Source organism: Paraburkholderia podalyriae, assembly GCF_014397785.1.
Lineage (GTDB): Bacteria > Pseudomonadota > Gammaproteobacteria > Burkholderiales > Burkholderiaceae > Paraburkholderia > Paraburkholderia podalyriae.
This window is the reverse complement of sequence record NZ_VZQQ01000003.1, coordinates 324,813-351,518: the sequence shown is the minus strand read 5'-3', so window position 1 is coordinate 351,518 and position 26,706 is coordinate 324,813. Positions and strand designations below refer to the sequence as shown.

General features: G+C 64.8%; 24 protein-coding genes and 1 pseudogene. 21 read left to right on the top strand and 4 right to left on the bottom strand.

The annotated features are described in order from the left end of the window. Positions 1 to 2 precede the first annotated feature (2 nt). The 6 genes from F6X42_RS05445 to ftsB all read left to right on the top strand — a co-directional run bounded on the left by F6X42_RS05445 (position 3) and on the right by ftsB (position 8,033). On the top strand, positions 3 to 2,420 hold the full coding sequence (locus tag F6X42_RS05445; RefSeq protein WP_187633205.1) for a DNA internalization-related competence protein ComEC/Rec2: 2,418 nt from the start codon (positions 3 to 5) through the stop codon (positions 2,418 to 2,420). 140 nt (positions 2,421 to 2,560) lie between these two features. Then, positions 2,561 to 3,364 carry an alpha/beta fold hydrolase gene (locus F6X42_RS05440; RefSeq protein WP_187633204.1) on the top strand — a complete coding sequence of 268 codons (804 nt, stop codon included), beginning with the start codon at positions 2,561 to 2,563 and terminating at the stop codon, positions 3,362 to 3,364. 106 nt (positions 3,365 to 3,470) lie between these two features. After that, positions 3,471 to 5,132, top strand: a complete 1,662-nt coding sequence (gene pyrG, locus F6X42_RS05435) for a CTP synthase (protein WP_187633203.1) — start codon at positions 3,471 to 3,473, stop codon at positions 5,130 to 5,132. Continuing rightward, positions 5,129 to 5,983 (top strand): 3-deoxy-8-phosphooctulonate synthase, encoded by an 855-nt coding sequence (gene kdsA, locus F6X42_RS05430; RefSeq protein WP_187633202.1) that lies wholly within the window; start codon positions 5,129 to 5,131, stop codon positions 5,981 to 5,983. The genes pyrG and kdsA overlap by 4 nt, the downstream gene beginning before the upstream one ends. Positions 5,984 to 6,198: 215 nt before the next feature. Continuing rightward, positions 6,199 to 7,482, top strand: a complete 1,284-nt coding sequence (gene eno / locus F6X42_RS05425) for a phosphopyruvate hydratase (protein WP_187633201.1) — start codon at positions 6,199 to 6,201, stop codon at positions 7,480 to 7,482. Between the two features lie 113 nt (positions 7,483 to 7,595). Then, complete coding sequence (ftsB, locus tag F6X42_RS05420; protein ID WP_187633200.1) at positions 7,596 to 8,033, top strand: cell division protein FtsB; 438 nt, start codon at positions 7,596 to 7,598, stop codon at positions 8,031 to 8,033. Positions 8,034 to 8,131: 98 nt separating this feature from the next. On the opposite strand, the gene F6X42_RS05415 is transcribed toward ftsB, so the two are convergent. The 3 genes from F6X42_RS05415 to F6X42_RS05405 all read right to left on the bottom strand — a co-directional run bounded on the left by F6X42_RS05415 (position 8,132) and on the right by F6X42_RS05405 (position 10,231). After that, positions 8,132 to 8,494, bottom strand: a complete 363-nt coding sequence (locus F6X42_RS05415) for a hypothetical protein (protein ID WP_187633199.1) — start codon at positions 8,492 to 8,494, stop codon at positions 8,132 to 8,134. Between the two features lie 196 nt (positions 8,495 to 8,690). Further along, positions 8,691 to 9,641: an Hsp33 family molecular chaperone HslO gene (gene hslO, locus F6X42_RS05410; RefSeq protein WP_187633198.1), complete on the bottom strand. Its 951-nt coding sequence runs from the start codon at positions 9,639 to 9,641 to the stop codon at positions 8,691 to 8,693. A gap of 65 nt (positions 9,642 to 9,706) precedes the next feature. Further along, entirely contained in the window at positions 9,707 to 10,231 is a 525-nt protein-coding gene (locus F6X42_RS05405) for a gamma carbonic anhydrase family protein (RefSeq protein WP_187633197.1), read from the bottom strand. 286 nt (positions 10,232 to 10,517) lie between these two features. Here F6X42_RS05405 and F6X42_RS05400 point away from each other — a divergent pair, with 286 nt between their 5' ends. From F6X42_RS05400 to F6X42_RS05355, 10 genes and pseudogenes are all read left to right on the top strand, one after another. After that, entirely contained in the window at positions 10,518 to 11,423 is a 906-nt protein-coding gene (locus F6X42_RS05400) for a ferritin-like domain-containing protein (RefSeq protein WP_187633196.1), read from the top strand. A gap of 68 nt (positions 11,424 to 11,491) precedes the next feature. Next, complete coding sequence (locus tag F6X42_RS05395; RefSeq protein WP_187633195.1) at positions 11,492 to 12,376, top strand: alpha/beta fold hydrolase; 885 nt, start codon at positions 11,492 to 11,494, stop codon at positions 12,374 to 12,376. 167 nt (positions 12,377 to 12,543) lie between these two features. Beyond that, positions 12,544 to 13,374 (top strand): 3',5'-nucleoside bisphosphate phosphatase, encoded by an 831-nt coding sequence (locus F6X42_RS05390; protein ID WP_187633194.1) that lies wholly within the window; start codon positions 12,544 to 12,546, stop codon positions 13,372 to 13,374. A 113-nt stretch (positions 13,375 to 13,487) separates the two neighbouring features. After that, positions 13,488 to 14,123: an L-threonylcarbamoyladenylate synthase gene (locus F6X42_RS05385; protein ID WP_184004137.1), complete on the top strand. Its 636-nt coding sequence runs from the start codon at positions 13,488 to 13,490 to the stop codon at positions 14,121 to 14,123. Positions 14,124 to 14,170: 47 nt separating this feature from the next. Further along, the gene (locus tag F6X42_RS05380; protein ID WP_187633193.1) at positions 14,171 to 14,833 is read left to right on the top strand and encodes a site-2 protease family protein; all 663 of its coding nucleotides are present in this window, start codon (positions 14,171 to 14,173) and stop codon (positions 14,831 to 14,833) included. A gap of 6 nt (positions 14,834 to 14,839) precedes the next feature. Then, positions 14,840 to 16,042: a tryptophan--tRNA ligase gene (locus F6X42_RS05375; RefSeq protein ID WP_187633192.1), complete on the top strand. Its 1,203-nt coding sequence runs from the start codon at positions 14,840 to 14,842 to the stop codon at positions 16,040 to 16,042. A gap of 28 nt (positions 16,043 to 16,070) precedes the next feature. Next, positions 16,071 to 16,674 (top strand): annotated as a pseudogene (locus F6X42_RS43835) (class I SAM-dependent methyltransferase). A 43-nt stretch (positions 16,675 to 16,717) separates the two neighbouring features. Further along, complete coding sequence (gene dapA, locus F6X42_RS05365; RefSeq protein ID WP_187633190.1) at positions 16,718 to 17,635, top strand: 4-hydroxy-tetrahydrodipicolinate synthase; 918 nt, start codon at positions 16,718 to 16,720, stop codon at positions 17,633 to 17,635. A gap of 123 nt (positions 17,636 to 17,758) precedes the next feature. Then, on the top strand, positions 17,759 to 18,898 hold the full coding sequence (gene bamC / locus F6X42_RS05360) for an NlpB/DapX family lipoprotein (protein ID WP_187633189.1): 1,140 nt from the start codon (positions 17,759 to 17,761) through the stop codon (positions 18,896 to 18,898). Between the two features lie 7 nt (positions 18,899 to 18,905). Then, on the top strand, positions 18,906 to 19,688 hold the full coding sequence (locus F6X42_RS05355; RefSeq protein ID WP_187633188.1) for an MBL fold metallo-hydrolase: 783 nt from the start codon (positions 18,906 to 18,908) through the stop codon (positions 19,686 to 19,688). 124 nt (positions 19,689 to 19,812) lie between these two features. Here the strand turns inward: F6X42_RS05355 and F6X42_RS05350 are convergent, their stop codons facing one another. After that, on the bottom strand, positions 19,813 to 20,511 hold the full coding sequence (locus F6X42_RS05350) for a Bax inhibitor-1/YccA family protein (RefSeq protein WP_027198083.1): 699 nt from the start codon (positions 20,509 to 20,511) through the stop codon (positions 19,813 to 19,815). A gap of 273 nt (positions 20,512 to 20,784) precedes the next feature. On the opposite strand from F6X42_RS05350, the gene ndk reads away from it, so the two are divergent. The 5 genes from ndk to hisS all read left to right on the top strand — a co-directional run bounded on the left by ndk (position 20,785) and on the right by hisS (position 26,701). Further along, a complete protein-coding gene (gene ndk, locus F6X42_RS05345; RefSeq protein ID WP_187633187.1) occupies positions 20,785 to 21,210 on the top strand; it encodes a nucleoside-diphosphate kinase in 426 nt (141 codons plus the stop codon). A gap of 216 nt (positions 21,211 to 21,426) precedes the next feature. Then, the gene (rlmN, locus tag F6X42_RS05340) at positions 21,427 to 22,578 is read left to right on the top strand and encodes a dual-specificity RNA methyltransferase RlmN (RefSeq protein WP_187633186.1); all 1,152 of its coding nucleotides are present in this window, start codon (positions 21,427 to 21,429) and stop codon (positions 22,576 to 22,578) included. 213 nt (positions 22,579 to 22,791) lie between these two features. Then, entirely contained in the window at positions 22,792 to 23,937 is a 1,146-nt protein-coding gene (locus F6X42_RS05335) for a helix-turn-helix domain-containing protein (RefSeq protein ID WP_187633185.1), read from the top strand. Positions 23,938 to 24,022: 85 nt separating this feature from the next. Continuing rightward, a complete protein-coding gene (gene ispG / locus F6X42_RS05330) occupies positions 24,023 to 25,339 on the top strand; it encodes a flavodoxin-dependent (E)-4-hydroxy-3-methylbut-2-enyl-diphosphate synthase (protein ID WP_187633184.1) in 1,317 nt (438 codons plus the stop codon). A 21-nt stretch (positions 25,340 to 25,360) separates the two neighbouring features. Then, a complete protein-coding gene (gene hisS / locus F6X42_RS05325; protein ID WP_187633183.1) occupies positions 25,361 to 26,701 on the top strand; it encodes a histidine--tRNA ligase in 1,341 nt (446 codons plus the stop codon). Positions 26,702 to 26,706: the final 5 nt, after the last annotated feature.

Sequence of the window (26,706 nt, the reverse complement as noted above, 5' to 3'; positions counted from 1 at the left end):
GGGTGGGGCGCGTACGGCGGGTGGCCGGTTGGGGCGCTGTGTGGTGCGCGGCGATCTGCGTCGGCTTCGGCTATGCAGCCGTGCGCGCGCAAACGCGGCTCGCGGTAAGCCTGCCGCACGCGTGGGAAGGCCGCGATATCGAGGTGGTCGGCAGTATCAGGGGATTGCCGACGGGCGACGATAAGGGCGCGCGCTTCCTGTTCGACGTCGAAGCGAACGATGCGCGGCTCGCCGCTTTCCCGCGCGTGATCCAGCTCACGTGGATCGCGCGCGACGCCGCGGTGCCGCGGCTCGACCCGGGCCAGCGCTGGCGTCTGACCGTGCGCCTGAAGCGCCCGCACGGCAATGCGAATTTCGGCGTGCGCGATGCCGAGGCGAGTCTGCTCGCGCGCAACATCCGCGCGACCGGCTACGTGAGCGTGCCGGATCATGCGCGGCGCCTGGCCGGTCGCGCGCGCGGGCTCGCCGTGCTGGTTGACCGCTGGCGCGCCGCGTTGCGTGCGCGTATCGACACGGTGCTTGCCGATGCGCCGCATCGCGGCACCGTCGTTGCGCTCGCGATCGGCGCGCAGGACGAAGTAAGCCCCGCCGACTGGCAATTGATGCGAGGCACCGGCACGAGTCATCTGGTGGCGATTTCGGGCTTGCATATCGGCTTCGTCGCGGGGCTGGCGGGCTGGCTCGCGGCAGCACTATGGCGACGTTCGGGGTGGCTCGGCCGCAACTGGCCGCTACGCTTGCCCGCGCAGCTCGTCGGCGTGACGGCCGGTGCGATCTTCGCCGCACTGCATGCCGCGCTCGCCGGCTTCAACGTGCCGGCGCAGCGCGCGCTGTGGATGGCCGCGCTCGCCGCGCTGGCGTTCGTCGGCGGCCGTCAGCTAGCGCGCTCCACTGTGCTCGCGTGGGCGCTCGGGCTCGTGCTGCTGATCGATCCGTGGGCGGTCGTGTCGGCCGGATTCTGGCTGTCGTTTTGCGCGGTCGGCGCGATCCTGTTCGCGATGTCGGGGCGCCCGCGGGTGCGGGGTCCTCGGGCTTCCCGTCATGATGAGGACGAGGAGGGCAGCGCGGCGCGACGCGGGTGGCAGGCGCTGCGCGCCGTATCAATCCGGCGTCTGCGCGCATTCGCCGAACGGTTGGGCAGCGCCGCGCACGTGCAGTTCGCGGTGACGGTCGCGCTTGCGCCGCTGACCGCGTACTGGTTCGCGCAGATTCCGCTCGTCGGGCCGCTCGCGAACGCGTTCGCGATTCCGTGGGTAAGCCTGCTCGTCACGCCGGCGGTGCTCGCCGGCGTCGGATTGCCTGCGCCGCTCGATGCGTTCGCGTGGCGGGCCGCACACACGCTGCTCGATAGTCTCGTGGCCAGCCTGCAGATGTTGTCGGGACCGCGCTGGACACTATGGTGGTTGCCGCAGCCGCGCGCGTGGGCGCTCGCCGCGGCGTCGCTCGGGGTGCTGTGGTGTCTCGCGCCGCGCGGCTGGCCGCTGCGATGGGCGGCGCCGCTGACGTGGCTGCCGCTTCTGATTCCCAGCGCAGACGGCGCGCTCGCCGAGCCATCGGGGGCGTTCCGTCTGACTGCGCTCGATGTCGGGCAGGGTTCGTCGATTCTGGTGCAGACCGCGCATCACGCGTTGCTGTTCGATGCTGGGCCCGGCCCGGAATCGACGCACGCGGGCGAGCGGGTGGTGGTGCCGTTCCTGCAGGCGCAAGGCGTGACGACGCTCGATACGCTAATGATCAGTCACGCCGATTCGGATCATGCGGGCGGCGCGCCGGCCGTGCTCGGTGCGATCGAGGTGCGTCAGCTGGTGGCCGGACTGGAGCCGGGCAATGCGCTGTGGCCGAAGGCGAAGCAGCATGGCGCGCAGACGCTGCCGTGCGTGGCGGGGCAGCGCTGGCAGTGGGACGGTGTCGAGTTCACGGTACTCTGGCCGGACGCCGAAGCGCTAACCGGTAAGGCGAACGATCATTGCTGCGTGCTCAGGGTCAGCACCTTGGCGGCCACCACCGCGGGCCAGGCGCCGCCGCGCGTCGGTGCGAACATGGCGCGTTTCACGGCCCTGCTGACCGCCGACATCGAAGCGCCAACCGAACGCAAGCTGCTCGCACGCGATCGCAACCTGCTGCGCGCGCAAGTGTTGATCGTGCCGCATCATGGCAGCAGGACGTCGTCGACCGAGCCGTTCCTCGACTCTATCGATCCGTCCATCGCGTTATTTCAGGTAGGCTACGAAAATCGCTTTCACCATCCGAATGCGGGCGTGTTCGCGCGCTACGTGGCGCGTCGTATCGAACTCGGCCGCAGCGATCGCGATGGCGCGGTGAGGGTGGACGTCGATCCGGGCGCGCGTGGTGAGGATGGCGCCGCGCTCACGCTCGAGCGCTATCGCGATACGCAGCGCCGCTACTGGATGGAGCCATGAGCGCATCGCGGCTCGATGAGCGTCACGGCGCAGACAGCCGGCGCAAGCAGCGGCATAAGCAGCGGTAGAGCAGCGGTATAAGCAGCGGCACAGGCAAAGCACCCGCCCACGCGTAAAAAACACAACGGAGATAGCCGCAGTTGAAAAACATCATCCATTTCTCGCACGCCAACGGCTTTCCGGCCTCGACTTACCGGACGATCTTCGCCGAACTCGCCGACGACTACGACGTGCGCTCGATCGAGCGCATCGGCCATGATCCGCGCTTTCCGGTCACGCAGGACTGGCCCCATCTGGTCGAGCAACTGCTCGACGACATCGCCCGCAAGTACGAGCAGCCGGTGTGGCTGGTCGGGCATTCGCTCGGCGGTTATCTGTCGCTGATGGCGGCGCTGAAAAAGCCGCAGTGGGTGAGAGGCGTCGTGATGCTCGACTCGCCGGTGATCGCCGGCTGGCGCAGCAGCATGCTGCGCGTGTCGCAATGGACCGGGCTCGACGAGCGGCTGTCACCCGCCGCCGCGACGCGTAAGCGCCGCACGCAATGGACGAGCCGCGACGAAGCATGGCGGCACTTCCATTCGAAGCCCGCGTTCGCGCTCTGGGACGAACGCATGCTGTCCGACTATATCGACTTCGGCATTCCGCAGAGCTCGCCCGACGGCACCCGGATGCTCGCGTTCGATCGCCGCACCGAATACCAGATTTACCGGACGCTGCCGCATACGCTCGGCGCCCGGCTCGCGCGCGGCGCGCCGGTGCCGGTCGGGTTCATCGCCGGCACACGCTCGAAGGAAATGCGCCAGGCCGGTCTCGACGCGACGCGACGCGCGACCGGCGGGCACGTCGAGTGGATCGAGGGCAGTCATTTGTATCCGATGGAAAAGCCGATCGAAACCGCACGCGCGGTGCAACGCATGCTGCGCGAACTGGAGCGAGCAGCCTGACGCGCAGCGCGTGCGAGGCGGCATCGGCGCGCGTGGGGCGGTCGTTTTTTGCTGGGTCGGGACCATCCTTTACGGTATAATCCGTTTTTCCCGCGAGCATCCAGCGATGACCAAATATGTTTTCGTCACCGGCGGCGTAGTATCTTCCCTCGGCAAGGGTATTGCCGCCGCTTCCCTCGCCGCGATCCTCGAATCGCGCGGTCTTAAAGTCACCCTCCTCAAACTCGATCCCTACATCAACGTCGACCCCGGCACGATGAGCCCGTTTCAGCACGGCGAAGTGTTCGTGACGGAAGACGGAGCGGAAACCGACCTCGACCTCGGCCACTACGAGCGCTTCATCAGCACGAAGATGCGCAAGGCCAACAACTTCACCACGGGCCAGATTTACGAGTCGGTGATCCGCAAGGAACGCCGCGGCGATTATCTCGGCAAGACCGTGCAGGTCATCCCGCACATCACGAACGAAATCCAGGCATTCGTCGAGCGCGGCGCAGCGTCCGCGACGTGCGGCGAGCCGGATGTCGCGATCGTCGAAGTGGGTGGCACGGTGGGTGACATCGAATCGCTGCCGTTCCTCGAAGCCGCGCGTCAGATGAGCCTGCGCCTCGGCCGCAACAGCGCGTGCTTCGTGCACCTGACGCTGGTGCCCTGGGTTGCCACGGCCGGCGAACTCAAAACCAAGCCCACCCAGCACAGCGTGCAGAAGCTGCGCGAAATCGGCATCTTGCCGCACGTGCTGCTGTGCCGTGCCGACCGCCGCATTCCGGACGACGAGCGCGCGAAGATCTCGCTGTTCTCGAACGTGCCGGAAGACGCGGTGATTTCCGTGTGGGACGCGGACAGCATCTACAAGATTCCGCAGATGCTGCACGACCAGGGTCTCGACGCGATCATCTGCGAAGAGCTGAAGCTCACGCCGAAGGCGGCGGACCTCACGATGTGGTCCGACCTCGTCGAGAAGCTGCAGAACCCGAAGCACGAAGTGACGATCGGCATGGTCGGCAAGTATGTCGATCTGACCGAGTCGTACAAGTCGCTGATCGAAGCGCTGCGCCATGCGTCGATGCATACGTCTACGCGCGTGAACATCGAGTACATCGACTCCGAAGAGATCGAAACGCAAGGTGTCGAGAGCCTCAGGCATCTCGATGCGGTGCTCGTGCCGGGCGGCTTCGGCCGTCGCGGCACCGAAGGCAAGATCGCCGCGATCCGCTATGCGCGCGAAGCGAAGGTGCCGTACCTCGGCATCTGCCTCGGCATGCAGCTCGCCGTGATCGAATTCGCGCGCGACGTCGTTGGCCTGAAGGACGCGAACAGCACCGAGTTCGATCAGGAAACGAAGAACCGCGTGGTCGCGCTGATCACCGAGTGGTACGACCGCGAAGGCCGCGTCGAGAAGCGCACCGAAGAGTCGGATCTCGGCGGCACGATGCGCCTCGGTTCGCAGCGCTGCCCGATCAAGCCCGGCACGCTCGCCGAAGAGATCTACGGCCCGGATGTGAACGAGCGTCATCGTCACCGTTATGAGGTGAATAACCGTTTCGTACCCCAGCTCGAAGGCGGTGGCCTCATCATTAGCGCCCGTACGCCGAGCGAGGATCTGCCGGAAATGATGGAGCTGCCGCGCAGCATGCACCCGTGGTTCGTCGGCGCGCAGTTCCATCCGGAATTCACGTCCACGCCGCGTGACGGTCATCCGCTGTTCAAGTCGTTCGTCGAAGCGGCGCTCGCGCATCAGCAGTCGAGGGTCGAGGAGAAAGCATGAAACTGGGCGATTTCGAAATCGGACTCGACAAGCCGTTTTTCCTGATCGCCGGTACCTGTGTCGTCGAATCCGAACAGATGACGATCGACACCGCCGGCCGCCTGAAGGAAATCTGCGCGAAGCTGAACATTCCGTTCATCTACAAATCGTCGTACGACAAGGCTAATCGCAGCAGCGGCAAGTCGTTTCGCGGTCTGGGCATGGACGAAGGCCTGCGCATCCTGTCGGAAGTGAAGCGCCAGCTCGGTCTGCCGGTGCTGACCGACGTGCACGCCGAGCACGAGATCGAGCAGGTCGCGTCGGTCGTCGACGTGCTGCAAACGCCCGCGTTCCTGTGCCGCCAGACCGACTTCATCCATGCGTGCGCGCGCTCGGGCAAGCCGGTCAACATCAAGAAGGGCCAGTTTCTCGCGCCGCACGACATGAAGAACGTGATCGACAAGGCGCGCAACGCCGCGCGCGAAGCGGGTCTGTCCGAAGACCGCTTCATGGCGTGCGAGCGCGGCGTGTCGTTCGGCTATAACAACCTCGTGTCGGACATGCGTTCGCTCGCGATCATGCGCGAGACCAACGCGCCGGTCGTGTTCGACGCGACGCACTCGGTGCAGTTGCCGGGCGGCCAGGGCACGAGCTCGGGCGGCCAGTGCGAATTCGTGCCGGTGCTCGCGCGCGCCGCGGTCGCGGTCGGCGTCGCCGGTCTCTTCATGGAAACCCACCCGAATCCGGCGCAAGCGAAGTCGGACGGACCGAACGCGGTGCCGCTCAATCGCATGGCCGACCTGCTCGAGACGCTCGTCACGCTCGACCGGGCCGTCAAGCGCGGGCCGTTCCTCGAAAGCGATTTCAACTGATTCAGGTGTGCGCCGCGTGTCACGGTTACCTTCGATAATCGACCCGCGGCGCTTTCGCATAATGGTCGTCGAACGTATCGGCGCGCGAGTTGTCTGTCGGGGAGACCGGCAGGTGCTTTGCATGGGACCGGAGTAGACGCTAAAGCGCCAACTCCGGTTCGACAGCGCGATGCAAGGTCACAGTAAAGAATTCAACGTCATCCTTTGAGGAAACCATGAGTGCTATCGTAGACATCATCGGTCGAGAGATTCTCGATTCGCGAGGCAACCCCACCGTCGAATGCGACGTGCTGCTCGAATCGGGCACGATGGGCCGCGCAGCGGTGCCGTCGGGCGCGTCGACCGGCTCGCGCGAAGCGATCGAACTGCGCGACGGCGAAGCCGGCCGTTACGGCGGCAAGGGCGTGCTGAAGGCCGTCGAGCATATCAACACTGAAATCTCCGAAGCGATCATGGGTCTCGACGCTTCCGAGCAGGCTTTCCTCGACAAGACGCTGCTCGAACTCGACGGCACCGACAACAAGTCGCGCCTCGGCGCGAACGCGATGCTGGCCGTGTCGATGGCTGTCGCGAAGGCCGCGGCTGAGGAAGCCGGTCTGCCGCTGTACCGTTACTTCGGCGGCTCGGGCGCAATGCAACTGCCGGTGCCGATGATGAACATCGTCAACGGCGGCGCGCATGCGAACAACAGCCTGGACATCCAGGAATTCATGATCGTGCCGGTCAGCCAGCCGAGCTTCCGCGAAGCACTGCGCTGCGGCGCCGAAGTGTTCCACGCGCTGAAGAAGATCCTGTCGGATCGCGGTATGAGCACGGCGGTGGGCGACGAAGGCGGCTTCGCGCCGAACTTCGGCAGCAACGAGGAATGCCTGTCGACCATCCTGCAAGCCATCGAGAAAGCAGGCTACCGCGCCGGTGAAGACGTGCTGCTCGCGCTCGACTGCGCGGCGAGCGAGTTCTACCACGACGGCAAGTACCAGCTCGCGGGCGAAGGCCTGCAGCTGTCGTCGACGGAATTCGCGGACTACCTGGCGAACCTCGCCGACAAGTTCCCGATCGTGTCGATCGAAGACGGCATGCACGAAGGCGACTGGGAAGGCTGGAAGACGCTGACCGACAAGCTCGGCAAGAAGATCCAGCTGGTCGGCGACGACCTGTTCGTGACGAACACGCGCATCCTGAAGGAAGGCATCGAGAAGGGCATCGCGAACTCGATCCTGATCAAGATCAACCAGATCGGCACGCTGACGGAAACCTTCGCGGCGATCGAAATGGCCAAGCGCGCCGGCTACACGGCCGTGATTTCGCATCGCTCGGGCGAAACCGAAGACTCGACGATCGCGGACATCGCAGTCGGCCTGAACGCTGGTCAAATCAAGACCGGTTCGCTGTCGCGTTCCGACCGCATCTCGAAGTACAACCAGCTGCTGCGTATCGAGGAAGATCTCGGCGATATCGCGAGCTACCCGGGCAAGTCGGCGTTCTACAATTTGCGCTAAGCGTTTTCGCCAGATTGTTCACGCCGTTCGATGAGCCGGTTATCCTTCGTTTCTGATTGACCTCGCCGCCCTGCGTATAGCGCAGGGCGGCGCGTATTTATTGTGCTTACTTCATGCGGCTTGTCACTGCTGTCCTGATCGTTCTGCTGGCGTTGATCCAGTACCCGCTCTGGTGGGGGCACGGCGGCTGGCTGCGCGTGCATGAGTTGCAGGGCCAACTCGCGCAGCAACTGCAGAAGAATGCCGACGCGAAGCTGCGCAACGAGCGCATCCAGGGCGAAGTGCAGGATCTGCAGAATGGCACGGCCGCGGTCGAAGAGCGGGCGCGCTACGAAATGGGCATGGTCAAGGACGGCGAGGTGTTCGTGCAGTTCGTGTCGCCGAACCAGCCGTTGCCGGTGCCGAACCCGCCGTCGGCGGATACCTCGACGCGCGGTGAGGTGTCGGCCGCGCCGCTGCACGTGGTGCCGAATCCGGAGTCGCGCGCGAAGCCGGATCGCAAGCGCGGCGGGAAGGCGGCGGCTGCGAAGGAGAAGAAGCCGGCGCACTGAGGTTAGAGCGCTCGCATCGGCTTGCTGTGTGAAGGGCGCAAAAAAAGCGCGGTTCGTTGTGAACCGCGCTTCCTGTTTTTGTGCTGCCGTATTCGCTGCTACCAGCCCCAGTACGGCCCGAACCCGACGCCGATCCCGGTTCCCCAGCCACGTCCCCAGCGGCCACTCGAGAAGCCCGCAGAAAACCTCACGGGCGGCGAACGCGAGTAATAGCGCGACCAGGCTTGCGCGGCGGCGTCCGCGGCCATGGTCTGATCCTGTTCGAACATGACCTGACGGTCGATCGCTTCATACTGCGCGCTTTCCTTAGGCGTCAGCGTCTGCGCATGACTGACGGCCTCAGCCTGATCAGGCGGTAGCCGGCTCAAGATCGGCGACGGGCCCGGTGGATCGATCGAGCACCCGGCTAGCGCCGCGCTGCCCGCGATCACGGCCAGAATCAACGAAAGCGAGTGTTTCATGATCGAATCTCCATGGTCCGAGGCTCGAGGAAGCATCTCCCGACGCGCGGCGCCATATGCTTCCAATGTATCAACGCTGCGATCAAAAGCAACGCGCCGCCCGAGCCGTGACATGGCATGGGCGGCGCGCTCAGGACTTCCGTTGCTAGACGCGATCAGTTCGCAGGCACGTAGTCCGCTGCAGCGAAAGCGCGGTTCAGTGCCGCTGCGCGGCCGCCGGTGTCACGCCTTGTGAGAGTCCGCCGGCCACGAAAAGTTGCGCGACGTCGACCGGGTCGAACTCGTAGCGCTGATTGCAAAACTCGCAGTGAATCTCGACATGGCCGCGTTCCTCGATCACGCCGTCGACTTCGCCGCGGCCGAGCATCTTCAGCATCGCGCCGACCTTTTCGCGCGAGCACGTGCATTCGAAGCGCGCGGTGACTGGCTCGAAATGCTGGACGTTCTCCTGCCAGAAGAGCCGCCGGAACACCGTCTCCGGTTCTTCCTTCAGCAGTTCATCCCGCGACAGCGTGCCGCCGAGTGTGCACACGCGCTCCCACGTATCCGCGTCGAGCTCGCCCGGATGCGGGACGATGCCGCCGTCGCCCGGCAACTTCTGCAGCAACATGCCGACCGCGCGCTCGGTGTTCGCCGCGAGCCACATGCGCGTGTCGAGCTGCTCGGAGTGATGCATGTAGTGCTCGAGCACTTCGGCGATCGACTTCAGTGGTCCATTTACGCCCGAGAGCGGCACGATACTCTGGTACGGCTGCTGGCCGGGCTGCTTGTCGGTCGGGTCGAGCGTGATCACGCAGCGACCGTGGCCGCTCGCGTTCAGCAGATCGACGAGCGCCGTCGTGTCGTCGATCGTATGGCCGGCTTCGCCGGACAGCTTCGCGGTTGCGCGCATCGTCAGGTTCGAGCTGCACTGCACGACCAGCATCTTGACCGGGCCGTCGCCGAAAATCTGCATGACGAGCGTGCCGTCGAACTTCAGGTTCGCCGACAGCAGCGCGCACGCGGCCATCATTTCGCCCAGGATCGTTCGCACGGGCGCCGGATAGTCGCGGCGCGTCAGCACGTCCTGCCAGGTATTTCGCAGGGAAACGATCTCGCCGCGCACCGGCGCCGCGCTGAACATGAATTTTTGCAACTGGTCGCTCACAACTTTTCCTCGGTGGAATGACGCGGCGTGATGCCGCGCCTTTGCGCGCTGCGCGCGCCGGCCGTCTAGCCGATGCGTACGAGCTGCGCCTTGAAATACTCGCGGCGCCCGGCATAGCTTGCCGCGCCGCGCTGCATGTTGGCGATATCCGCTTCCGTCAGCTCGCGCACCGCCTTCGCGGGTGCGCCGAGGATCAGCGTATTGTCGGGAAACACCTTGCCCTCGGTGACGATGGCGCCCGCTCCGACCAGACAGTTGCGGCCGATCACCGCGCCATTCAAGATCACCGCCTGAATTCCGATCAACGCACCTTCCTTGATCGTGCAGCCGTGCAGCATCGCCTGATGGCCGATCGTCACGTTCGACCCGACCGTCAGCGGATAGCCGGGGTCGGTGTGCAGCACCGCGTTCTCCTGCACATTGCTGCCGGCGCCGATCGCGATCGGCTCGTTGTCGCCGCGCAGCGTCGCGCCGAACCACACGCTCGCGTTTTCCTCGAGCGTTACGTTGCCGATGATGTTCGCCGAATCCGCGACGAACACGCTTTCATGGATGATCGGGGCGGCTTCGCCCAGCTTGTAAATCGTCACAATGTCTCCTTATCGGTCGGTGCTACGCTCCAGGTGACTCCGATCCCGTCCGCGAGGGTCGGCTGATCGCTTGCCGCACACGACGGGGCGGCGTGCGCCCTGCACGGTGCATGTTTGGCAGTCCTGCGTCGCCAATTGATGGGCGTGCCCGAAAGTGCGCCGGATAGTCGAATCGAGTATTGTAGACGGTTGTGTGCTTGAGCCGCCTGGCGGCTCAAGCACACAACCGGCGTTTGTCCGTCGCCAGCCCGTTGCCTTTCTCGTTCCCGTCGCCTATCCGTTTGCCATGATGTCCGCCGCTTCGCCCGTTTCTGTCGCTTTTGCCGCCTCGAATTCTCAGGATGAGCCGTCGTGCGCGCGACGCGCCGCGCTCGCTGCGTTGGGCGAGCGCGATCCGGCCGTGAAGGCCGCGGCGGCCCGCGAACTGTACGTGGCGGTGCTCGACGGCCGCGCTCTGTGTGACGCCGGCCTCGACCTCGCCGAGCCTGCCGGCCTGCCGGGCCGCCCCGAGCGACCCGAACTGGTCGAACCGCGCCAGCTCGGCCGACGCAGCATGCAGTCGCCGCAGGGGCGCGCGGTGCTGCTCCACGCGCTGGCGCACATCGAGTTCAACGCGATCAATCTGGCGCTCGACGCCGTCTGGCGCTTCGCCCGCATGCCCGCCACGTTCTATACCGACTGGCTCAAGGTCGCCGCCGAAGAGGCGTATCACTACTCGCTGCTTGCCGCGCGTCTCGCCGAATACGGCCACGACTACGGCGATTTTCCGGCGCACGGCGGCCTGTGGGACATGTGCGAGCGCACCCGCGGCGACGTGCTCGCGCGCATGGCGCTCGTGCCGCGCACGCTCGAAGCGCGCGGCCTCGACGCGTCGCCGCCGATCCGCGCGCGTCTGCTGCAGGCTGGCGATCACGCGTCGGCGGGGATTCTCGATGTGATCCTGCGCGATGAGATCGGCCACGTGCTGATCGGCAACCGCTGGTTTCGTCACCTGTGCGACGCGGACGGCCTCGATCCGCACCCCACCTATCTGCGTCTCGCCGACCAATATCACGCGCCGAAACTGCGCGGCCCGTTCAATTTCGAAGCGCGCCGCGACGCGGGTTTCGACGACGCGGAACTCGCCGCGCTCGCCCGCCAGGATACCCCGCAAGCCACGCAGGCAACCGACGACCGAGCATCGCCTCAATAATCCGTTATCTCTTCTTGCGCCGCTGTCCCTATAATCGAACGACCATTCTTTTTGTGGGTGCGCCGTTGATGAATACTTCCCGCTCTGAGTTCGTTGCCGCGCGCGGCGTCCGGCTGCACGTGCGGCGCTGGGGTCATCCCGACGCGCCGATGCTGTTTATGCTGCACGGCTGGATGGACGTCGCCGCGTCGTTCCAGTTCGTCGTCGATGCGCTCGGCGGCGACTGGCAGGTGGTCGCGCCTGACCTGCGCGGCTTCGGGCTGTCCGACTGGCCGGTCGCCGAGCGCGGCGGCGGCAGCTACTGGGTGCAGGACTATCTCGGCGACCTCGATGCGCTGATCGAACACTACGCGCCCAGCGGCGAAGTGAATCTCGTCGGTCACAGCCTGGGCGCGAACGTCGTGTGCCTGTACGCGGGTGTGCGGCCGCAACGGGTGCGGCGCGTGGTCGATCTGGAAGGCTTCGGGCTCGCGCCAACGCATCCGGCGCAGGCGCCGAAGCGTCTCGTCAACTGGCTCGACGAATTGCGCGATCCACCGCGGTTGAAGCGCTACGCGTCGCTCGACGACGTCGCCGCGCGCCTGATCAAAACCAATCCGCGCCTCGATCCGCGGCGCGCGCAGTTTCTCGCGCAGCACTGGTCGAGGCCGGACGGCGAAGGGCGCTTCATGCTGCTCGCCGATCCGGCGCACAAGGTTCGCGGCCCGACGTTGTATCGCCTCGACGAGGTGATGGCGGTGTGGCGCAAGGTCAGCGCAAAGGTGCTGCACGTCGAGGCCGCCGGCTCGCCGACGCTCGCGCAGATCGCCGGCGAAATCCCGCTCGGCGAATTCAAGGCGCGCTTCTGGGCGTTTCCGGATTGGCGTGAGAAGATCGTCGACGGCGCGGGGCACATGGTGCATCACGACCGGCCGGAGCAGATCGCAGCGCTGATCGAGGGTTTCTGCGCCTGAAACTTCGTTCGAAACGGCGCTCGTGCGTCACCCGGACGTCGCGGCATTGGCGCCGACCCGGTCCTGACCTCGCGGCACGCGGGCAGCCGAAGTCGGCGTCGCGAGATACCCCTGCGGACCCTTACTGCGTTGCAGTAAAATGATCGGAGAACCTTACCAGGACCACGATGAACGCCGATCTTCACTGCCATTCCACCGTTTCCGACGGCCAGTTCGCGCCGGCCGACGTCGCGCGCCGTGCGCACGCGAACGGCGTGACGCTGTGGGCGCTCACCGATCATGACGAAGTGGGCGGGCAGCAGGAAGCGCGCGCCACGGCCGAGGCACTCGGCATGGACTACCTGAGCGGCGTCGAGATTTCGGTCACGTGGGCGGGACGCACCGTGCATATCGTCGGGCTCGGCATCGATCCGACCAGCCAGATCCTGGTCGACGGTCTCGCGCGGACTCGCGACGGCCGCGCCGCGCGCGCCGAAGCGATCGGCGAGCAATTGGCGACGCTCGGCGTTCCGGACGCGTACGAGGGCGCGCTGCAATACGTGTCGAATCCCGACATGATGTCGCGCACGCATTTCGCGCGCTTCATGGTCGAGCATGGCCACTGCGCGACCATGCAGGAAGTGTTCGACCGTTATCTCGGCGACGGCAAGCCGGCCTACGTCGCGCACCGCTGGGCCAAGCTCGCGGACGCGCTCGGCTGGATACAGGCCGCGAACGGCGTCGCGATCGTTGCGCATCCGGGTCGCTACGCCTATTCGCAACTAGAATTCGACACGTTCTTCGGCGAATTCATCGACCTCGGCGGCAAGGCGATCGAGGTCGTGACGGGCAGCCACACGCCCGACCAGTACCGCGAATACGCGGACGTCGCGCGTCGCTTCGGCTTCGAGGCCTCACGTGGCTCCGACTTTCATGCGCCTGGCGAAGGCCGCACCGAACTCGGCGCGCTGCCGCCGTTACCCACCGATCTGAAGCCCGTCTGGGAACGCTGGCTGTGACCGCGCGCCGTGCCGATACGGCACGTCGCGCGCGCGGGCCGGCTGGATGCGGCAAGCTCTCTGCTCGCCGCAGCCCATCCGCCGCAGTTCGTCTGCCGCCACCGTGAGTCTCCATGTCCCAATACTTTCGGCTTCATCCCGACAATCCCCAGCCGCGCCTCGTCAAGCAGGCCGTGCAGATCATCAACGACGGCGGCGTGGTCGCGTTGCCGACCGATTCGACCTACGCACTTGCCTGCCGTCTCGACGACAAGGATGCGGTCGAGCGTCTGCGGCGCATCCGCGGGCTCGACGAAAAGCAGCTGCTGTCGCTGCTCGTACGTGACCTGTCCGAACTCGCCAATTTTGCGATGGTGGACAACTGGCAGTATCGGCTGCTTAAATCGGTGACCCCGGGCCCGTATGTGTTCGTGCTGCAAGCCACCAAGGAAGTGCCGCGGCGCGTGTCGCATCCGTCGCGCAAGACGATTGGCCTGCGTGTGCCGGATCACGCGATCACGCTGGCGATTCTCGAGGAACTCGGCCAGCCGCTGCTCGGCTCGACGCTGATCATGCCCGGCGAAACCGAGCCGCTGAACGACCCGGAGGAAATCCGCGCGCGGCTCGAAAAGCAGCTCGATCTGGTGATCGACGGCGGCGCTTGCGTGTGCGAGCCGTCCACCGTGATCGATCTGACCGGCTCGGAGCCGGTGCTGGTGCGGGCGGGGCGCGGCCCGCTCGAGCCGTTCGGCCTCGAGGAAACAGCGTGAGCGAAAGCGGACAGACGCGCGCGAGCGCGTTGTTACAATAGCGAGTTATGGATTCTTCCCTGATACAAACCATTGCGGTGTACGCGCTGCCGGTGATCTTCGCGATCACGCTGCACGAGGCCGCGCACGGCTACGTCGCGCGCTGGCTCGGCGACAACACCGCGTACGTGCTCGGCCGTGTGTCGCTGAACCCGATGCGGCATATCGATCCGCTCGGCACGATCGCCATTCCGTTGCTGCTGTACTTCGCGACGAGCGGCGCGTTCATGTTCGGCTATGCGAAGCCGGTGCCGGTCGCGTTCGGCAATCTGCGCAATCCGCGCTGGGGCAGCTTATGGGTCGCGGCGGCCGGGCCCATGTGCAATTTCATCCAGGCGCTGATCTGGGGCGTGTTGGGCGTTGCGCTCGCGGTGCTTAACGTCAACGAACCGTTTTTCACGCGCATGGCGGGCGCGGGCATCGGCGTCAATCTCGTACTCGGCGTGCTGAACCTGTTTCCGCTGCCGCCGCTCGACGGCGGCCGCGTGGTGATGGCGCTGTTGCCGCCGAAGCAATCGATCGCGTTGTCGCGGCTCGAGCCGTACGGCTTTTTCATCGTGATGGCGCTCGTGATGACGGGTACGCTCACGCGTTTCTGGTTAAAGCCACTCGTTACGCTTGGCTATAGCGCGATCACCGCAATTCTGACTCCACTTGTTTCGCTTTTCTAGATAACCATGTTCCCAGACCGTATCTTCTCCGGCATGCGGCCCACCGGGTCGCTGCACCTCGGCCACTATCACGGCGTGCTGAAAAACTGGGTGCGGCTGCAGTCCGAGTACCCGTGCTTCTTCTGCGTGGTCGACTGGCACGCGCTGACGACGCACTATGAAACGCCCGAAGTGATCGAAAAGAACGTGTGGGACGTGCTGATTGACTGGCTCGCTTCCGGCATCGATCCGGCGCAGGCGACGCTGTTCATCCAGAGCAAGGTGCCCGAGCATGCCGAGCTCGCGCTGCTGCTCGGCATGAGCACGCCGCTCGGCTGGCTCGAACGCGTGCCGACCTACAAGGAGCAGATGGAAAAGCTGAAGGACAGGGATTTGTCGACCTACGGCTTCCTCGGCTATCCGGTGCTGATGGCGGCGGACATTCTGCTGTATCGCGGCTCGCTCGTGCCGGTCGGTGAAGACCAGGTGCCGCACGTCGAGATGACGCGTGAAATCGCGCGCCGTTTCAACTACCTGTACGGCCGCGAGCCGGGTTTCGAGGAGAAGGCGAACGAAGCCGCGAAGAAGCTCGGCGGCAAGCGTGCGAAGCTCTATCACGAGCTACGCAACGCGTATCAGCAGGAAGGCGACGACGAAGCACTCGAGCGCGCGCGGGCGCTGCTGCAAGAATCGCAAAGCCTGTCGATGAACGATCGCGAGCGCCTGTTCGGCTATCTGGAAGGTTCGCGCAAGATCATCCTCGTCGAGCCGCAGGCGATGCTGACCGAGGCTTCGCGCATGCCGGGTCTCGACGGCCAGAAGATGTCGAAGTCGTACGGCAACACGATCGGCCTGCGCGAAGACGCGGAAACGATCACGAAGAAGGTCCGCACGATGCCGACCGACCCCGCGCGAGTGCGCCGCACCGATCCGGGCGATCCCGACAAGTGCCCGGTGTGGCAGCTGCATCAGGTGTATACCGACGAAGCGACCCACGAGTGGGTGCAGAAGGGCTGCCGCTCGGCGGGCATCGGCTGCCTCGATTGCAAGCAGCCGGTCGTCGAAGGGATTCTGCGCGAGCAGCAGCCGATGCTCGAGCGCGCGCAGAAGTACATGGATGACCCATCGCTGTTGCGCGCGATCGTCGCCGACGGCTGCGACAAGGCGCGCCGCTTCGCGACCGAAACGATGCGCGACATCCGCGAGGCAATGGGACTGTCGTACAACTGATGCACATTCGAGGCGCCGCACCGCAGCGATGAGTTCGCCCGTTACCAGTGGCTTGCACGGCCTCGGTGAACCGTCGCGCTGGGTGCGTCACTGGGCGCACCTGATCGCACCGGGCGGCGCGGTGCTCGACGTCGCATCGGGCGCCGGGCGGCACGCGCGTTTTTTTTGCGTCGCTCGGCCATCCCGTCACCGCGATCGATCGCGACGCGGCTGCGCTCGATCTTCTGCGCGACGCGCCGCTCGTCACGCCGGTCGTAGCCGATCTCGAAGGTTCGCCGTGGCCATTGGCTGGCGATGAAGAGTTCGCTGCCGTCGTCGTCACCAACTACCTGCATCGGCCGCTCTTTCCGCAATTGCTGCGCGCGCTCGCGCCCGGCGGCGTACTGGTTTACGAGACCTTCGCGCAAGGAAACGAAAGCATCGGCAAGCCCTCCAATCCGGCGTTTTTGCTCACGCCAGGCGAACTGCTCGACACCGTGCGGGGCCAGCTGCGGGTGATCGCGTTTCAGGACGGATTTCTCGCCGAGCCGCGTCCGGCCTACGTTCAGCGCATCTGCGCGGTTCGGCAAGCAGCCACTGCTGATGATGCCTCACGGCCAACTCCGCCACCTTGTTACGAGTTGGCTGGCTAATCCGCTACAATCGCGGTTTACCTGATCAAATTCATGGCGTTTCATGACTAACGGCAACCACAGCGGTCACCAGGACGGCGTTCAGATCCGCGGCAGCATTCCTGCCATCATCACCCCGATGCTAGAAGACGGCAGCCTCGATCTGCCGGCGTTTCGCAAACTGATCGACTGGCACGTCGAGGAAGGCACGAATGCGCTCGTCGTGGTCGGCACGAGCGGCGAGTCGGCCACGCTGTCGGTCGAAGAACACGTGCTGATGGTCAAGACCGCGGTCGAGCACACTGCGGGCCGGATTCCGGTCATCGCGGGCGCGGGCGCCAACTCCACCGCTGAAGCGATCGAACTCACGCAGCACGCGAAGGACGTCGGCGCGGATGCCACGCTGCAGGTCGTGCCGTACTACAACAAGCCGACCCAGGAAGGCATCTACCGCCATTTCGCGAAGATCGCCGAAACCGTCGATCTGCCTGTGATCCTGTACAACGTGCCGGGCCGCACCGTCGCCGACATGAGCAACGAGACCATCCTGCGCTGCGCGCAGGTGCCGGGCATCGTTGGCGTCAAGGAAGCCACTGGCAACATCGACCGCGCCGCGCATCTGATCAAGTCGGCGCCGGCGCACTTCGGCATCTATAGCGGCGACGATCCCACCGCCATCGCGCTGATGCTGCTCGGCGGCCACGGCAATATCTCGGTCACCGCGAACGTCGCGCCGCGCGCAATGAGCAAGCTGTGCAAGGCCGCGCTTGCCGCGGACGTGAAGACCGCGCGCGACATTCATCTGAAACTCCTGTCGCTGCACAAGTACCTGTTTGCCGAAGCGAATCCGATTCCGGCGAAATGGGCGCTGCAGCAGCTGGGGCGTGTGCAGGGCGGCATCCGCCTGCCGCTCACGCCGCTCGATGCGCAATACCACGAAGTGGTGCGCGGCGCGCTGCGCGAAGCGGGCCTGCTCGGCTGAACGGGCCGACCATGCCGCCGCCCGCGCAAGACCGCCACCGGCATTTCATTAACCGACGTCGCTTCAGCCCACGTTCCCGGCAGATCGAACGAGGCATCGCGTTCCAGCATCACGAAGGACCTCATGAAACGTTCCGCACTTTCCCTCCACGCAACCCGCATGGCGGCGCTGGCGCTTGCCCTGTCGACGCTCGCCGGCTGTGACACGCTGAACGACTGGTTCGCCTCCGACCGCGTCAACTATAAGGCGACCTCGAGCGCGCCGCCGCTCGCCGTGCCGAGCGATCTGAGCACGTCGCCGAACGACCAGCGCTATGTGGCGCCGCCCGCCAATCTCGCGCTGGGTGGCACGCCGACGCGCGCTGTCACGGCGGCCGGCAACGCGACCGAAGGTCAGCCGACTGCGCAGGATCCGCTCGGCATGCACATCGAGCGCGACGGCGACCGTCGCTGGCTCGTGGTAGACGGCCGGTCGCCGGAGCAGCTGTGGCCGCAGCTGCAAGAATTCTGGCAGGAGAACGGCTTCGCGCTGAAGACGGACGCGCCAGCCACCGGCATCATGACGACCGACTGGGCGGAAAACCGCGCGAACATTCCGGACGACTGGTTCCGCCGCACGATCGGCAAGGTCATCGACTTCGCCTATTCGTCGGGTACCCGCGACAGTTTCCGCACGCTGGTGTCGCGCGGTCCGGACAGCGCGACCGATATCTCGATCACGCATAGTGCGATGGAAGAAGTGATGACCGGGCAGGACAAGACGTCCTCGCGCTGGGAAGAGCGTCCGCGCGACCCGGCGCTCGAGGCGCTGTTCCTCGCCAAGCTGATGCAGAAATTCGGCCTGACCGAGGCGCAGTCGAAGCAACTGCTGACCGACGCGCACCCGGCCACCGCACCGACCACGATCGAGCAGAATGCGGGCGCGTCGACGCTCGATCTGCAGGAGTCGTTCGACCGCGCCTGGCTGCGTGTGGGCCTCGCGCTCGATCGCACCAACTTCACGGTCGACAACCGCGATCGCGAGAAGGGCATCTACTACGTGCGCTATGCGGATTCGATGCAGGAGCTGAAGAAGGAAGGCTTGTTCGGTAAGCTGTTCTACAGCGGCAATTCGACGCGCAAGCCCGGCCAGGAATTCCGCGTGAACGTGCGCGCGAAGGGCGACGCGGTGACGCAGGTCGCGGTCGTCGACGCCAACGGGCAGGTCGACATGTCGTCGGATGCACAGCGCATCGTGTCGCTGCTGCACGCGCAACTGAACTAGGCAGCTCGTGCGCTTCGCAAGTCTCGGCAGCGGCAGTGAAGGTAATGCGCTGCTGGTGGAAGCGCACAGCGGTGCGATCACCACGCGCGTGCTGCTCGATTGCGGTTTCTCCGCGCGCGAAATGGAGCGGCGTCTGATGCGGCTCGGCTCGAGCGCCGAGAACCTCGATGCGATCCTGATTACGCATGAACATAGCGACCACATCGGCAGCGCATTGACGCTCGCGCGCAAGTGGTCGATTCCGCTGTACATGAGCTGGGGCACCGCCCGCGCGGTGGGCGCCGACGAAGCCGATGTCGACCTGCGGGTGCTGTGGGGCGACGAGACGGTAGCGATCGGCGAACTCAGCGTTCTCCCTTATACCGTTCCGCACGACGCTCGCGAACCGCTGCAATACGTGTTCTCGAACGGCGCGAGCCGGCTCGGCGTGCTCACCGACGTTGGCACGTCCACGCCGCATATCAGCGCGGTGCTGAGCGGCTGCGACGCGCTCGTGCTCGAATGCAATCACGACGTGCAGATGCTCGCGGGCAGTCGTTATCCCCCATCGCTGAAGGCGCGTATCGGGGGTAATCATGGGCACCTGAACAATGATGCGGCGGCTGAAATTCTGGCGTCGCTCGACCGCTCGCGTTTGCGGCATCTGGTCGCCGCGCATCTGAGCCAGCAGAACAATCTGCCGGAACTCGCGCAGGCGGCGTTGGCGAGCGTCCTTGGCGCGACGCCCACGGAGGTGGTGGTTGCGTCGCAAAGCGACGGTTCCGCGTGGTTGACGCTGGCGCGGGATTGACTTCCGGCCGCGCGGCACATTTCAGGTCGTCACGCAAAGTAAAAGCCCACAACGAGTAATCGTTTTGGGCTTTTACTTTGCGCGTCGAGCGCGGCATGAAGGCACGCCGCGCGACCGGCCGGACTTAGTTGCGGTTGCCGCCGAAAATGCCGAGCAGCGCAAGTAGGTTGACGAACACGTTGTACAGATCGAGGTAGATTGCGAGCGTTGCGGTGATGTAGTTCGTCTCGCCGCCGTTCACGACGCGCTGTACGTCAAACATGATGTAGGCGGAAAAGATCACGATTGCCATGACCGAAACCGTCAGCATCAGTGCCGGCAGTTGCAGGAATACGTTCGCGACCGAGGCGAGCAGGATCACGATCACACCCATGAAGAGCCACTTGCCGAGGCCCGAGAAGTCGCGCTTGCTGACGGTAGCGATGGTCGCCATGGCCGCAAAGATCACGCCAGTGCCACCAAACGCGAGCATGATCAGCGACGGGCCGTTGGAGAAGCCGAGCACGAACGCGAGAATGCGCGACAACATCAGCCCCATGAAGAACGTGAAGCCGAGCAGTACGAACACGCCGACGGCGCTGTCCTTGGTGCGCTGGATCGCGAACATGAAGCCGAAGGCGATCGCGAAGAACGCCAGCATGCTCATGGCGGGGCTGGTGGCGGCGAACAGCGAGAACCCGGTCGCAAGACCGACCCACGCCCCGAGCACGGTCGGAATCATGGACAGCGCGAGCAGCCAGTAGGTGTTCCGTAGCACGCGGTTGCGCGTTTCGGCCGTGCTGACCGCGCCGTTGCGGCCAAACATATACGGATGTTCGTTCATGGTCTCTCCTTACCTCGGAAGCGTGTTTCAAGATGGTAATACGGCAATTGGCGAAGCGCCTGTGGGCGCAGCGGTCATCCGTAAGATTAGCGTGGCGGCACGGAGTTTCAATACCCTCCAGTCGCCCATATGACCTCCTACGCTACCAGTATTTTAGATCTTGTGCCTTGATCCTTTCAATGGTGTAAGGGTTCAATCGCAATGATACCTGAGAACATGCTACAATAGCGGATTCATTTGAATCTGTAACCTCTTAATTTTTTGGAGTTTTTAATGGCGATCGAGCGCACCCTGTCGATTATCAAGCCGGACGCAGTGGCCAAGAACGTGATCGGCCAGATTTACACCCGCTTCGAAAACGCTGGTCTGAAGATCGTGGCATCGCGTATGGTTCATCTGTCGCGTGCCGACGCCGAGAAGTTCTACGCTGTGCACGCAGCGCGTCCGTTCTTCAACGACCTCGTCGAATTCATGATTTCGGGTCCGGTTGTTGTGCAGGCGCTGGAAGGCGAAAACGCGATCCTGAAGCACCGTGACCTGATGGGTGCGACGGACCCGAAGAAGGCGGAGAAGGGCACGATCCGCGCCGATTTTGCCGACAGCATCGACGCCAACGCGGTGCACGGTTCGGATGCACCGGAAACGGCCGCGGTCGAAATCGCGTTCTTCTTCCCCCAAGTCAACGTCTACTCGCGTTGAGCGCCTCGCGCTGAGGTCAGGTATTGACCTCGGCCGTGCATCCCCAGCCGTCTCTGCCTGGCGCGTTTCATGCGACCGACCTGTTTTATCGCATGAATCGCGCACGGGGCACGGCAAAGTAGTAAGGTAAAAGCAGCAGGAATGGGCGCGAACGGCATGGCGTTCATGCAGCTTGTTGCATGAACGTAGTCTCGCATTGAAATGGCAGGATTCGATATGACGAGCAGTCCCTCCGTCAACCTTCTCGATCTCGACGCCCAAGGGCTCGTCGCTTATTGCGATAGCCTGGGAGAGAAACCGTTTCGCGCCAGGCAATTGCAGCGCTGGATTCACCAATACAACGCTGCCGACTTCGACGGCATGACCGATCTCGCGAAGTCCTTGCGCGAAAAGCTCAAAGGACGTGCCACGATCACGATGCCGGGCGTCGTCAGTGACCATGTTTCGTCGGACGGCACACGCAAGTGGCTGATCGACGTCGGCAACGGCAACGCCGTTGAAACCGTGTACATCCCCGAAGAAACGCGCGGCACGCTGTGTGTGTCGTCGCAGGCCGGGTGCGCGGTCAATTGCCGGTTCTGCTCGACCGGCAAGCAGGGGTTCTCCCGCAATCTCACCACCGGCGAAATCATCGGCCAGTTGCGCATGGCCGAGTTTGCGCTGCGCGCGTCGCGCGGCGATGCGCTCGGTCGCGCGATGGGCGGCGACGGCAAAGGCGAGCGGGTCGTCACGAACGTCGTGATGATGGGCATGGGCGAGCCGCTGCTCAACTACGACGCGGTCGTGCCCGCCATGCGCCTGATGCTGGACGACAATGCGTACGGTCTGTCGCGCCGGCGCGTCACGCTGTCCACGTCGGGCGTCGTGCCGATGATGGACCGACTCGGCGCGGATTTGCCCGTGGCGCTCGCAGTATCGCTGCATGCGTCGAACGACGCGCTGCGCGATATGCTGGTGCCGCTCAACAAAAAGTATCCGCTGCGCGAGCTGATGGCGGCGTGCGAGCGCTATCTGAAAGTCGCGCCGCGCGATTTCATCACGTTCGAATACTGCATGCTCGATGGCGTGAACGACAGCGAGGCTCACGCGCGCGAGCTGCTCGCCGTCACGCACAACGTGCCGTGCAAGTTCAATCTGATTCCGTTCAATCCGTTCCCCGAATCGGGCCTCATCCGCTCGAAGTTGGAACAGATCAAGCGGTTTTCGCAGGTGTTGATGGACGCGGGCGTCGTGACCACCGTGCGCAAGACCCGTGGCGACGATATCGATGCTGCCTGCGGTCAGCTGGCCGGCGCGGTGAAAGACCGCACGCGTCTTGCTGAGCGCACCGGGAAGGCGGCGAAGGTGATCGAGGTTCGCGCCGTGTAATCGCGTGACGCAGCAGGGCATCGGCGTTCGGCGGAAAGCACCGCGAGCACAAAAATGTTCCCATGCCACCGCCGTTTGAAAAGAAAGTTTGCAGAATCGATCGGGAGCGGCACACAAAGCCGCACATTTTGTTATAAACGGTCTGCGATTTGGACGTGAGGCTCAAGCCCGTCCGGTCGCACGATTAAAAGAATCGACGCGAAAGGATTTGGGATGAGTGAGCCGCAGCACCCGCAGCCGCATGAGACAGACACGAACGATGGCCATCCGGCACCCATTGCCCGGGCAGTGGCCCAGCCGGTCGTGCAGCCGGCCCTCGATTCGTTGGCGGCGGTTGGCGCGCGCTTGACTCAGTTGCGCGAGTCGAAAGGCTGGACCATCGAGGACGTGTCGGCGCGGCTGAAGGTGTCGGTCGTCAAGCTGAGCGCGCTCGAGGCGGGCGACATCAGCCATCTGCCGGACACCACGTTCGCGCTAGGTGTCGTGCGCAGCTACGCGAAAATGCTCGGCGCCGATCCGTCGCCGTTCACGGCGGCGCTGCGTCGCGAGAAGGGTGTGCCGGCGCCGAATCTGTCGATGCCGGCGTCATCCGGCACGGATCTGCCGCGCGGCAAGGTTTCGCTATCGCTCGGCGACAGCGGGCACAAGAGCCGTTCGTGGCTGTGGGGCATTGCGGCGATCGTCGTTGCAGTCATCGCGCTCGGCATGTGGCGCACCAACGGCGGCGACTCGTCCGCGTGGCTCGCGCGCCTGAGGTCGAGCGCGAATAGTTCGACGAGCAGCGACACGGCGGCATCGGGTGCGGTCGCGCAAGGTCCGGCGACGTCAGCGGCGGAAAGCGCATCGGCGCCGGACGCAGGGGCGACGACGGCTGACAACGCGGCGAACGCGGACAATGAGGCGACTGCGTCGGCAACGCCGATGCCCGCGCCGCTTGCCACCGGCACCACGCCGGGCTCGGCGCCGGCGGCGAATACCGCGGCAACGCCGGCAGCAACGGCAGCGCCACCGAAGGCCGGCTCGCAGGTTCACGCTCAGGCCGCCATGCCGGCCGCAAGCGCGCCGGTGGGCGTGGCGAGCGCGTCGGAGCGGGCGGTCACGCCAGCGCCCGGCGAGGCGGTCGTCGCGCTGCGCGTGACGCAGGACAGCTGGTTCAGCGTGCGCGACAAGAGCGGCAAGGAACTGTTCTCCGGCCTCGTGCATGCGGGCGATCCGAAGGAAGTGACGGGGGCCGGTCCATTCAAGGTCACGGTCGGCAACAAGGCCGGTCTCGAGTCGGTGACGCTCGACGGCCAGCCGGTCGACCCGTCGAAATATTCGGCAGCCAAGGGCAACGTTGCGCGCTTCGCGCTGCCTTGACAGATACGGTGCGCGCCGCGGCCAACCGGTCGGCGGCGCTTTTTCAATTCAGGCGCGGCGTTTTTGCATAGCGCGTGCGGCGTAAATGGGTTTTTCGATGCAAACCGAAGCTCAATCCCAATCCTGTAGCAGGATCGTCTCAGACGAGCCGGTGTTCGGCGGCCCCGCGATCCGTCGCAAGTCGCAGGCGGTCAACGTCCGCTGGGGCGGCCAGCTCGTGACCATCGGCGGCGATGCGCCGGTACGCGTGCAGTCGATGACCAACACCGACACCGCAGACGCGATCGGCACCGCCATCCAGATCAAGGAACTGGCGCAAGCCGGTTCCGAACTGGTGCGGATCACCGTGAATACGCCCGAAGCGGCGGCGGCCGTGCCGGCGATCCGCGAGCAGCTCGACCGCATGGGCGTGATGGTGCCGCTCGTCGGCGACTTCCACTACAACGGTCACCTGCTGCTGCGCGACTATCCGGGCTGCGCGGAATCGCTGTCGAAGTACCGGATCAACCCGGGCAACGTCGGGCACGGCGCGAAGCGCGACACGCAGTTCGCGCAGATGATCGAGGCCGCGGTCAAATACGGCAAGCCGGTGCGCATCGGCGTGAACTGGGGCAGCCTCGACCAGGACCTGCTCGCGAAGATGATGGACGAAAACGGGTCTCGCGCCGCGCCGTGGGAAGCGCAAAGCGTGATGTACGAAGCGCTGATCCAGTCGGCGATCGGCTCGGCGGAACGTGCGGTCGAACTCGGCCTCGGGCGCGACCAGATCATCCTGTCGTGCAAGGTCAGCGGCGTGCAGGATCTGATCGCCGTGTACCGCGAACTCGCGCGCCGTTGCGATTTCGCGCTGCATCTTGGCCTGACTGAAGCGGGCATGGGCTCGAAGGGCATCGTCGCGTCGACCGCGGCGCTGTCGGTTCTGCTGCAGCAGGGCATCGGCGACACGATCCGTATTTCGCTGACGCCCGAACCGGGCGCGTCGCGCACCGGCGAAGTGATCGTCGGTCAGGAAATCCTGCAGACCATGGGCCTGCGCTCATTCACGCCGATGGTCATCGCGTGCCCCGGCTGCGGCCGCACCACGAGCACGCTTTTCCAGGAACTCGCGTCGCAGATCCAGACCTATCTGCGTCAGCAGATGCCGGTGTGGCGCGACCAGTATCCCGGCGTCGAGCAGATGCACGTCGCGGTGATGGGCTGCATCGTCAACGGTCCGGGAGAGTCGAAGCAGGCGAATATCGGCATCAGCCTGCCTGGCTCGGGCGAGAACCCGGCCGCGCCGGTGTTCATCGACGGCGAAAAGGTGAAGACGCTGCGCGGCGAGAGCATCGCGCAAGAATTCCAGCAAATCGTGAGCGACTATGTCGAGCGCCGCTATGGCCGCGCCGACGCGCTCAACTGAATACCGGCTATCGAAACACAGATGACTGAACAGAAGAAAAAGCTCGAGAGGCTGTCCGGCGTGAAGGGCATGAACGACATCCTTCCGCAGGAAGCCGGGCTCTGGGAATTTTTCGAAACCACCGTCAAGTCGATGCTGCGTTCATACGGCTACCAGAACATCCGCACGCCGATCGTCGAGCATACGCAGCTATTCACCCGTGGTATCGGCGAAGTGACCGACATCGTCGAAAAGGAGATGTACAGCTTCACCGACGCATTGAACGGCGAGAACCTGACGATGCGCCCGGAAAACACGGCGGCGGTGGTGCGCGCGTCGATCGAGCACAACATGCTGTACGACGGCCCGAAGCGCCTGTGGTACATCGGTCCGATGTTTCGTCATGAGCGTCCACAACGCGGCCGTTATCGCCAGTTCCATCAGGTCGGCGTCGAAGCGCTCGGCTTCGCGGGTCCGGATGCGGATGCGGAAATCATCATGATGTGCCAGCGCCTGTGGGACGATCTCGGCCTGAGCGGCATCAAGCTCGAAATCAACTCGCTGGGCCTTGCCGAAGAGCGCGCCGCTCATCGCGTCGAACTGATCGCTTACCTCGAGAAGCACATGGACGTGCTCGACGATGACGCGAAGCGCCGCCTTTACACCAACCCGTTGCGCGTGCTCGATACGAAGAATCCGGCGCTGCAGCAAGTCGCACAGAACGCGCCGAAGCTGATCGATTTTCTCGGCGAAGAATCGCGCGCGCACTTCGACGGCCTGCAGCGTCTGCTGAAGGCGAACAATCTTCCGTTCTCGATCAATCCGCGTCTCGTGCGCGGTCTCGATTACTACAATCTGACCGTGTTCGAATGGGTGACCGACAAGCTCGGGGCGCAAGGCACGGTCGCGGCGGGCGGCCGCTACGATCCGCTGATCGAGCAACTCGGCGGCAAGCCGACGGCTGCATGCGGCTGGGCGATGGGGATCGAGCGGATTCTCGAGTTACTGAAGGAAGACCAGCTCGTGCCTGAAGACGAAGGCTGCGATGTGTACGTGGTCCATCAGGGCGACGCCGCGCGCGAGCAGGCGTTCATCATCGCCGAACGTCTGCGCGATACCGGCCTCGACGTGATTCTGCATTGCAGCGCGGACGGTCGGTCGGCGAGCTTCAAGTCGCAGATGAAGCGCGCCGACGCGAGCGGCGCCGCGTTTGCGGTCGTGCTCGGCGAAGACGAGATCGCCAATGGTACAGCCGGCGTGAAACCGCTGCGCGATACGCGAGCCAACGGTTGTAAGAACGAGCAACAGACCGTGCCCGCCGAAGACTTGACCGAATATCTAATCAATGCGATGGTTGCATCCGCCGAAGACGGCGACGACTGATCGCG